The following is a 10,174-nucleotide window of genomic DNA, read 5'->3' as shown; positions in this document are numbered from 1 at the left end:
AAATTTTTTAGTATTAGTTTCAAATAATTGAAAATAATAAAGTCATTCACTTCATTTTAGGTGTCTAGACATATAAAAAGACACTCCTTTCTTTTTAAGGAGTGTCCCATTTTTATTTCCCTCTGTATCGTCAGCGGTGGGTTTTTTTCTGTTTCATTAACATTCTGTAAATGACAAAAGCAGAATGTGCATGAATATATCGCAATTAAACGAATTAAACTAGTTTTTAGGTTCTAAATTACATACAGTAATATTAAATATATTATTTTGTTTATTACACGTCTAAAAACGTAAATACACAACGTTTCTGACTATTTATATAATTGATAAGATATTACCATCTAAGGAAGTTTATTAACACAACCTAAAAAAAACAACCTTAACGGTATCGTTAAGATTGTTCTTTAATTTTCATTATTAAATGTTAATAATTTTAAAAGTATTTAATACTAATAAAATTGCTGGAATAACAGGGAAGAAGATTGCAACAATTGTTAAAATCTTGTTTGTGTTTCCTTGAATGTTACCGAACACTAAGTATAAGATAGGGCCGATTAATCACATTACAACAGCAAGGATTAATAAAGCGAAATCTTTTTGAGGTAATTCATTCTTAACAACAACTTGGCTGTTTTCTTGTTCCATAAAAATTTCCTTCTTTTGAAATGATAATTTATATAGTTTATAAATTATATACCATTAAAATGTGCTTTGATGATTTACTTGTTAGAGTGAGAATCTAACTCTTGGTGGTGTTCTAAATGTTGATTTCACGAATCTTGAGCTTGTTGTTCTAAAACCGTTTCTTCTGATAATGGTAAACTAAATTCGGTAATTTTAATTTCTCCACCATCTTCTGTCTTAACAACGGCATTAATACCAAATGCTTCCAATAAGATTTCAGAGTTAATGATATCTTTTGGCTTACCTTTGGCTAGCAGTTTGCCGTCTTTCATAATAAATAAAGTAGATGCGTATTTAATGCCAACGTTAATATCATGAATGACTAAAATAATAGATTTATGTAGTTCGTGGTGTAAACGGTGTAACAAACTCATGATTTCTAGCTGTGCTTTAATATCTAAATGGTTAGTAGGTTCATCTAAGATAATGGTGTCAGTTTGTTGCGCTAAACTCATCGCAATTAACGCTTTTTGTCTTTGACCACCAGACACGCCATTAATGTCTTCGTTACGGAATTCGTAAATACCCACTTGCTTTAAAACGCCATCAATAATTTCTTTTTCTTTCTTTTTGTTGGTGTTAATACCTAAAGCATTACTGTGTGGAAAACGCCCCATTTTCACAAATTCATAAATAGTTGTAGATTCAGGAAAATTACTAATTTGGGGCACGTATGAAATTTCTGCTCCTAATTTTTTACTACCGTAGACTTTGTATTTGGATTTGTTCGCTTTAAATCATTGCAATGAGCTCAATTCTTGACTTACATCTTTTTTTCATAATTTAAAAAGACCATATTTTAGTTGCAATAATACTGCTTCAATTGGGTTGGGTGCATAAATTAGTTTGTCTTTGAAGAAAATATGCCCCGCATCTGGAATGTTTACTCTTACTAAAGATTTAATTAATGTTGATTTTCCACAACCATTAGGACCGATAATAACAGCAAACTCACCTTCATTAAATTGTGTTGTAAAGTTATCTAAAATTTTTCTACTACTGTTATAACCAAAAGATAAGTTTTCCACATTAAACAACACGTTATTATGGTGGTTGGTTGAGAAATCGTAATTAGAGGGTTCTGAAGTTAATTCTTTAATTTGTTCGTTCATAAAACTTATCTCCAAACAATGACTAGATAAATGAAATATGGTGAGATTAATAACGGAATTAGAGGAGCAATAATGTTGCCTGGCACATTGATTAAGTTAGAGAAGATAAAGTACGTAATTAAAACCATTAATGCACCAGTTAGACCACTAGTTAATACTCCATAATGTACTTTATTTTTAGAAATTTTAAACGCAATGTTGCCAGCCATTAATCCAACGAAGACAAAGTCACCACTTAAAGAGTATGAGGCGCCGACTAATAATCCAATTGCTAACATCATTTGGCATAAAGTAAATTTATTTTTTACTCCAACTTGAGTAGCAATTTGTTGATTTTGAATAATTAATTTGAGTTTTCAAGAGTTAAGCATAATTCAGATAAACCCAACTAAAATACAAGCACCACTGAAGTAGAAGTTAAAGATAAATGGTTCATCGCCAATAAACCCAATGGTTTTTCTTTCAATGATTGAAAGTGATTTGGGATCAGCGTTCGCCACAATACTGAAAGCAATAGCTACAGACACAAAGTTTAAGATAATACCTGATAATAATAATTTCTTAAAGTTAAAGTTAACTTTTTCTTTGGAAGCGAAATTGAATACAGTACATAAAAGTAATGATGTACATACTACCACAATAGGCATAACGGTTTTATAGGTGTTAATGTCCATTTTGGTAGAACTAGGGTCCATAGATAAGTTGGTACATAACGCTAAAATAGCGATTGGGATTAAGTTAAAGTTTCCAAACCCCATTACAGCAGTATCAGCTAATTTATTGTTAGTAACTCTTTGTAATAAATAACTAGAAATTCCTAAAGCGAAACCGGTTAAAACCATTTGAGAAGCGTTCATTCAGTTGTTGCGCATCATTTGATCGGCTCCAATAGGTTTTAATCAAATAACAACGTTCATAACTAAAAAGAAAAAGACAATCCCAAACGCCACCATTAAAGCAATAGTTAAATGGTTTACTCGATCATTATTTAGAAAAAAACTATTTTTAATCTTTAAAAGACTTTGCTTATTTAATTTAGTTAAAGTTAGATGCTTAGATTTTTTTGTATTTACAGACGGTGTAGATTGGTTCATTAATTAACACTCTTACCCTTTCTGCTTCCTCTTAAAATAAGGAAGAAAATTGGCACAGAAATCAGTGCAATCAATAAGTTGATGTTTAAAGAAACACCGTATTCTGAACTAATGCCTGAAACCATTCATGAAGACATACTTAATAAGAACATCCCAAATAAAGCGGAGAACGGTAAGACAATCCGGTTATCATCAGTTCTAAAACTGATTCTGACTAAGTGTGGTACTACAATCCCGATTAAAACAACCCCACCGATAATTAAAACAGAAGAGACTGTGATAACAACGGCAGAAAAAGCAACAATTCAGTAAATTAAATCTACTTTAATGCCTAATGTTTTAGCGATAATGTAGTCTTTTTGAATAATGTTGAAATAAGGAATTAAGAATAGTAATACAACGGTGAAGAATAAAATCAAACCGGTACTGATATAAATCCGTTCTAAAGTAACGTTTCCGAAACTACCAGTTAGTCATGATAGTGGATCACCTTTGGCACGACTATAAGTAATGATTAAATAGTTACAGCCAGTAATAATGGCGTTTAATGCAAACCCAATTAAAATAGATTTAAAAGTCTGCTTACTAGCTTTACCGCGTAAGACAATAAAGTTAATAAATACAACCATAAAACTTAACAAGAATGAAAAACCAAAATCGGTTCCATTACTAGAAAGGGATAATTGACTAAGCAATAGGCCCATATAAATGATTGGATAAAAACCTAAAGTAGTGGGTTCAGCTAATTTATTTCTAGTGGTAACTTGCATAGAAGCTCCCACTAAAGGTAACCCGATACCAGCTAAAATACAAGCTGCTTCATATAAGACTTGCGACTTATAGTAAATTTGATGTGGAGCAATTTCTTCAGGAGCAAGTCAACGTGATCCTGAGTGAAATACTCTCATAACAATTAACCCCACCATGATAAGTGAGGCTACACAAATACCCAAGATAAGCAAAAAAAGTTTTCAACCTTTTAGACTAAAAACGCTAGTAGTTGAAAACCTTTTCTTCTTTTCATTTAATTGAATTTCTTTAATAGTAGTTAAACGATGAGTGTTACTGTTTAACTTACTGTTTGAATCAGAAATCATTAAATAATTAAGCTTGGATTATTTTTTAAATGAATTAATTCAACTAGTGTAAGTTGTTGCTTGTTGAGTAACTGTGTTTCAAAGTTGTAAATTAAAGTCTTTGTTATCTGCTTCTGAATATTGAGTGAATGCAGTATCGTTTCTTTCAGTATAAACTGGAATACAGTGTCCTTTAACAGCACTAGTAGTACCAACATCTTCGTGTTGTAATTGGATACCTTGTGCTTGTGTTTCAGTAGCTGTTTGTTTTAATGGTCATGGAGCTAAATCTTCTCCGGTTGTGTTGCCTTTACCGAATGAGTCACGGTTGTCAGCTAATGCATAAACGTTATTTGAATCTAATAATGATAAGAATTGACTAGTTGTTGCATTTTCTACAAATGTATCTTTTGATTGAGTTCCATTTGCTGTTGTAATTTTGCTAGTGTAACCAGCTAAATATAATGATAAGTTGTGGTATTGTTCCATTGAAGCGTTTGCATCATAAGAAACAATTTTATCTGGTGCAATACCTAATGCTAATGATAAACCTGTAGTATTGAACATTGTTGTCATGAATTTTTCGTTTTTGCCTTTGTTTCTGTCAATAACAGCTTGTTCTTCTTTAGTTGGTTTTACAGGACGAATTGTTTTTAAAGCTTCAGTAGCTTTCATTGGACTTCAAGTTTGTTCGTTTGCGATATTTAAAATATCTTGAGAAGCAGCACTAGCTTTATCAGTTAAAGCTGGAGTTACTGTATTAATAGATCCGTTTTTAACGTCAAATGCACTTGAGTTGTAGAATTGGTTAATTCCACCTTCAGTGTTGATGTTAGCAAAGATTTGAGCAAATAAGTAATCCATTGTTCATTGGCCCATTACATCTCAGTTACCGTTGTACATTCATTCGATATCTAAAGGAATAACGTGTTTTACAGGGCTGTTTGGATTTACTAATTTACCAGCGTTGAATTCACTTGAAGAACCCACTTTTTGGTCATAAATCATTTTTGTGAAAGCTTGTACATCAGCTTCACTCTTAAAGTTTTTAGAATCGTATAAATAGAATACGAAATCAGCTGTACCTTGGAAGGCATCAGTTAATTTAGCAACAGTTGAATCTTTTCAACCTTGTGCTTGGTCACTTGCGCCAATTTCGAATCAGTCATCGAATAATTTGTTAGCTTCATCATTACGTGGAGTTGGGAATTTAAAACCAAAACCAGGACATTCTTTTACTGATGGAGTTGAGTAAATTTGTGAGTATAAAATTGGTTGTTCAATTTGGAAATCGTTATAACGTGAGTTATCGTTGCTACCGTTAGCATTTCAAGATACACGGTCATTTTTAACGAATAAAACTGTACTGTTTTTGTCTGTTAAATCTTTAATAGATTTGCTTTCAGCTAATTTAGTTACAAAGTTTCTAAGAGAATCGTTAATTTTTTTAGCTCTTTGTGTAAATGTTTCGCTTGATGCTGAAGCTGCTGGAGCAGTTTCTGATTCTGCGGCTGCACGAGTTGCTAATCCATTGCTTACTGGTTTTGCAGCTGCTGGTTGTGAGTATTGTTCGTGAGCTGCATCTAATGTAGCCGCAAACATATTTAATTCTTTGTATGGGTCGTTTAAAGCGTTAAAGAAATTTTTTGGCGCTTTAGCGTTTGTTGTAGAAGTTGCAGGACTACCACATGATGTTAGTGTAACTGCAAGTGTAGGGATTAATGCTACAGTAGCAAAAATACCAAGCCCTATTCCTAGAGCTTTTTTGTTAATTTTCATATACATATACCTCTTTATTGAAAATTCGTCTAATATACCATGCTAATTTTAAACTGTTTACACAAAAAATATTTGTAAAAGGTATAAGAAATTTATATTTTTTTAATATGTAATTTTAGTTATTAAATAAAAACATAATTTATTCTTTCGTAAGGCCCGTTTAAACAATTAATTAATGTAAAATATTCTTCCAACTTTTTATTAGTGTTTTTCAAATAAACAACAGAAAAATAGAAATTATTCATTAATAAATTTATTTTTTGGTTAAAAAATAGGCTTTTCATATATTTTTGTTCATTAATAGCACTAAAATTACTAATAATTAAATTAAAAATAATATACATATATATAGTAGGGAAAAGCAAAATAAGCAGTAAAAAAATATTTTTTTAAAAAAAATAAAAAAATTTTTAAAAAAATGTTGCAATAACGTTATTTTTTTGATACACTTTATATGTTGTTATTAAATAAAGATAGTGATAACAAGCCATGGCCACATAGCTCAGCGGTAGAGCAACCGGCTGTTAACCGGTTGGTCGTAAGTTCGATCCTTACTGTGGCCGCCATCATGGCTCGTTGGTGAAGCGACTTAACACACACGCCTTTCACGCGTGCATTCACGGGTTTGAATCCCGTACGAGTCACCATCTTTAAATATTGTTGATGATAGTTCGTCAACATATGGAGTGTTAGCTCAGCTGGGAGAGCATCTGCCTTACAAGCAGAGGGTCGGGGGTTCGAGCCCCTCACACTCCACCATCTGCCGACTTAGCTCAATAGGTAGAGCAACTGACTTGTAATCAGTAGGTTGTGGGTTCAATTCCTATAGTCGGCACCATGTTTAAATCATATTAAAAATGCTACGATTTAGTATGACTAATTTGTAGCATTTTATTACAATACTAATAATTTTTTATTAGTATTTATACGCTCCGTTAGCTCAGTCGGCAGAGCAACTGACTCTTAATCAGTGGGTCGGGGGTTCGAACCCCTTACGGAGCACCATGCGCATGTGGCGGAACAGGCAGACGCGTCAGACTTAGGATCTGATTCTTTACGGAGTGGGAGTTCAAGTCTCTTCATGCGCACCACTTTATAATAAAGCACCTCTTTTAGAGGTGTTTTTTTATTCTATACGAAGCAAATTTAACAAAAATGTATTATTTATATAAAATTAATGTAATTATGAAATTTTATGTAGACATTGGTTACACAAATATAAAAATCATGTCCTCAGAACATGATTTACAAATTTATTCAGTTAGTAAGGATAACTTACAACAAATTATTAAACTTGCACAAAACAATAATTTTATATACATAATGAACAATAATGTTGTTTTACAAGAGATTTTGGAACAACTTGCTGAACAATATAAACAAATTCACCTAATTACAACAACAGAAATTTTAAGTAAATTAAATCTATCCGATGAATTTAATAAAGCTGAAATCGGTTTAGATTTATTAATTTTAATGTTGTATTTAAAAATCAATAATTTCGAAAATGCATTACTAATTAGTTGCGGTAGCGCTAATGTTTGCTTAATTTGAAAGCAACATAATTTATATTCTGTGTCTATTAATTTGGGAATGGAATTATCTCAACAGTCAATAGCAGAAAAACTTTATTTACCTAACGTTTGCGAAGTAAATTTACAACGAGGCGTAAATACTTTGTCTGCTTTAAGTTTAGGTAATTATTTAATGCTAGACGGTTTGATTAAGAGTAATCGACAAATTTTTAATTTGGAACAAGACTATTGTGTTTTAACGGGTAATACATTTAATCACGAAACCGTTCAACTATTGTCTGAAAAAAATGAAAATGTGCAATACCAAACTAATTTGGTGTTACAAACATTAAAACAAGTCTACGGAAATTTAGATTAATTGTAATTTCAAAACTGAACAATAAATATCTCGAAAGGATCTAACTAATTAATGAAGAAAAAATGAATATTTGGTATTTTAGGTTTAGCAGCAGTAGTTGTTGCTACTCCTATCGCTTTAACATCATGCGGCAGTACAGTTTCGGAAAATATTAATAATAGTGGTAATAAAGATTTTCCTAAAGATAATACTACTTCTTCACATAATACTCATGCCAAACCTACTAAGCCACACCAAAATCCAGCAGTATTAAACAATAAACTATTATTTAATGCTCAACAAACGGTTTTAGACAATCAACACGCAAATATCGGTTTGACTTGAAATGATGAACAAGCAATCCCTACAGATATTACTAAAGTGAATTTAGTGGTAAATGGTAACGGATTTACTAATTATCAATACGCAATTGATGTACAAGCGTTACCTACATTGATGGCTAATAAATTTAACTTATTAACTGTGTTAAATGATTTATCTTACAACAATGAATGATCGCAATATAGTGTAAGTTTTAGTATTCAAACTAACGAAAAAACTTATAACACTACAAGTAAAATTTTCTATGTAGCAAGTACTAATCCTTATGCAATTGGTGTTTACCAAGATAACAAGCCGGCACTAACTCAAGTTTACCGTCAGGTTAAAAATGTAAAATTACAATTATTAGACGCACAAGTCACAGGTGTAACTTTCCAATGACAACAATATATTAACGGTGTTTGACAAAATATCGCTGGAGCCACAAATAATCAATTAACTGTAACTAATGCTGATATCGGATATAGCCAATACCGTTTAGAAGTAACTTCAACTACTACGAAAAAAGTGAGTTATTCAAATTCAATCACATTAACAACAAAAACTTTGGGTGATTGTAAGTTAGATGTAAATGGTAAATTAGCGACGGACGTCATTAACACTAACCCTAATCAAGCTTTAAAGTTAAGTGTTGCAACCAGCAATTCTAATATCAACTTTAAAGATTGTACTTACCAATGACAAGAATTAAGTGCTTTGACTACCAATAATGTTTGACAAAATGTTACAAAGGATGGTAATGCAGCTAATTATACCGTTAACACACAAAACACTTATTACGGTGTAAGTTATAGATTAATCATTACCAACAAAGATAATCCAAACCAAAGTATTGTCTCTGATGTTGTAAATTTAAACGTAACACCAACTGCTAATTTTAAATTAAACATGGTTGTAAATAAGCCGACATCTACTAAGAATAATCAAGTTACTGTGCAGGCTAATTTAGATGAAACCATTAAATTCACAGTAACTCCACAGAACGAAACAATTAATTTTCAAAAGAATCCTTATACAGAAGTAATTTGACAAGAATTTAATTCGGGGGAATGAAAAACTATTAAGCAAACTAACACTAGTAGTTCAGACGCTTTTAGTTTAGATTACATGACAAAAAGTTATGTAGCTACAGCAATTAGAGCAACCATCATTTGTAATAACAACTGAAGAATTCATTCTTTAATTTCTAATGAAATTCACATTTTCATCCCAATGCCAGCAAATGTACAAACTCAATACCAACAAGAGAGTGAAAAATGAATTAAAAATTATGGTGGTTTAACAAAATTCTTAACGGATTCATTTAATGAAACCAATACGTTAACTAAAATTGCCTTTAGTGACATGATTTTTAATTACAGAATTAAAGGGGCTAATTCTAACGAAGAATTTGATAAAATTTTTGCTAATTTATCGTTGACTTGAAATTATACAAAAGACCATTATCTACAATTAACGGCAAACAATAAAATTCCGTTGAAATTAATGGGTGGTTCTAATGTTGTGGCTATTCCAGTAGGAACAGAATTAATATGAACGTTACCATTTACGCAAGATAACATTGCTTATACCGTAAATGATGAAGGTTTAAATAGTTTAGAGTTATTGAACCCTAAATGAGTGTCTGAAGAAACAATTAATACAGATGGCCAACATGCAACGCCAAATCCATTTGGTTTACAATTATTAAATCCTAAAACCAATAAAACTTTAATGAATGATACAGTAACTGATAACATGAATCAATGAGGTTACAAGAAAGATGCTAACCACACTATTCCGTTCTGATACTGAGATTTACCAACTAATGCCAACCATACCGGATTGCAATTGAATTATTTAAACTCATTGTTACCAAACTTCTATTTAAATCAAGTACAAACAGTTTCATGAAACCAAACCGCTACAACATATAACTTAACAAAGAATAAATTAAGTAGTACAACGTTAAATCCAGATCCAAAGATTGCCAATGTTGGTAACCAACCGCATTTTGAATATGTTTGATATGTTCAAGAAGTGGGGCAACCAACCGCTACAAAATTAAGTTTTAATAAAGCGTCTGCAGACTTATCACAATTAATTAATAATCCAACTGAATTAAAGAGTTACCAAGTTTGATGTGAAGTCATTTACAAGATTGGTGCCATTACACATACAGCTAAGAGTCCTGTTTGAACAGTGAATGTTTCAAATGGTTCAGTAATTAAATAAG

The 10,174-nt window shown here is 31.5% G+C and carries 7 protein-coding genes and 6 tRNA genes; 8 read left to right on the top strand and 5 right to left on the bottom strand.

Going from position 1 to position 10,174, the window contains the following annotated elements:
* Positions 1-417: 417 nt before the first annotated feature.
* The 5 genes from ABWU82_RS02285 to ABWU82_RS02265 all read right to left on the bottom strand — a co-directional run bounded on the left by ABWU82_RS02285 (position 418) and on the right by ABWU82_RS02265 (position 5,745).
* Positions 418-645, bottom strand: a complete 228-nt coding sequence (locus ABWU82_RS02285) for a hypothetical protein (protein ID WP_353289883.1) — start codon at positions 643-645, stop codon at positions 418-420.
* 74 nt (positions 646-719) lie between these two features.
* Positions 720-1,796 carry an ABC transporter ATP-binding protein gene (locus tag ABWU82_RS02280; protein ID WP_353289882.1) on the bottom strand — a complete coding sequence of 359 codons (1,077 nt, stop codon included), beginning with the start codon at positions 1,794-1,796 and terminating at the stop codon, positions 720-722.
* 5 nt (positions 1,797-1,801) lie between these two features.
* Positions 1,802-2,890 carry an iron chelate uptake ABC transporter family permease subunit gene (locus tag ABWU82_RS02275; RefSeq protein ID WP_353289881.1) on the bottom strand — a complete coding sequence of 363 codons (1,089 nt, stop codon included), beginning with the start codon at positions 2,888-2,890 and terminating at the stop codon, positions 1,802-1,804.
* The gene (locus ABWU82_RS02270; protein ID WP_353289880.1) at positions 2,890-3,987 is read right to left on the bottom strand and encodes an iron ABC transporter permease; all 1,098 of its coding nucleotides are present in this window, start codon (positions 3,985-3,987) and stop codon (positions 2,890-2,892) included. Before ABWU82_RS02270 ends, ABWU82_RS02275 begins: the two co-directional genes overlap by 1 nt.
* Positions 3,988-4,005: 18 nt before the next feature.
* Positions 4,006-5,745: a hypothetical protein gene (locus tag ABWU82_RS02265; protein ID WP_353289879.1), complete on the bottom strand. Its 1,740-nt coding sequence runs from the start codon at positions 5,743-5,745 to the stop codon at positions 4,006-4,008.
* A gap of 491 nt (positions 5,746-6,236) precedes the next feature.
* Between ABWU82_RS02265 and ABWU82_RS02260 the strand changes: the two genes are divergently transcribed.
* From ABWU82_RS02260 to ABWU82_RS02225, 8 genes are all read left to right on the top strand, one after another.
* Positions 6,237-6,311, top strand: a tRNA-Asn gene (locus tag ABWU82_RS02260).
* A gap of 4 nt (positions 6,312-6,315) precedes the next feature.
* Positions 6,316-6,392 (top strand) — tRNA-Glu (locus ABWU82_RS02255).
* 36 nt (positions 6,393-6,428) lie between these two features.
* Positions 6,429-6,504, top strand: a tRNA-Val gene (locus tag ABWU82_RS02250).
* 3 nt (positions 6,505-6,507) lie between these two features.
* Positions 6,508-6,583, top strand: a tRNA-Thr gene (locus tag ABWU82_RS02245).
* 91 nt (positions 6,584-6,674) lie between these two features.
* Positions 6,675-6,750, top strand: a tRNA-Lys gene (locus ABWU82_RS02240).
* A 1-nt stretch (position 6,751) separates the two neighbouring features.
* A tRNA-Leu gene (locus tag ABWU82_RS02235) sits at positions 6,752-6,836 on the top strand.
* A gap of 94 nt (positions 6,837-6,930) precedes the next feature.
* On the top strand, positions 6,931-7,638 hold the full coding sequence (locus ABWU82_RS02230; RefSeq protein WP_353289878.1) for a hypothetical protein: 708 nt from the start codon (positions 6,931-6,933) through the stop codon (positions 7,636-7,638).
* 51 nt (positions 7,639-7,689) lie between these two features.
* Complete coding sequence (locus tag ABWU82_RS02225) at positions 7,690-10,173, top strand: hypothetical protein (protein ID WP_353289877.1); 2,484 nt, start codon at positions 7,690-7,692, stop codon at positions 10,171-10,173.
* Position 10,174: the final 1 nt, after the last annotated feature.

The sequence above is a fragment of the Ureaplasma ceti genome, from assembly GCF_040369755.1.
GTDB lineage: Bacteria > Bacillota_I > Bacilli_A > Mycoplasmatales > Mycoplasmoidaceae > Ureaplasma > Ureaplasma ceti.
This window is presented reverse-complemented; position numbering and strand designations above follow the sequence as displayed.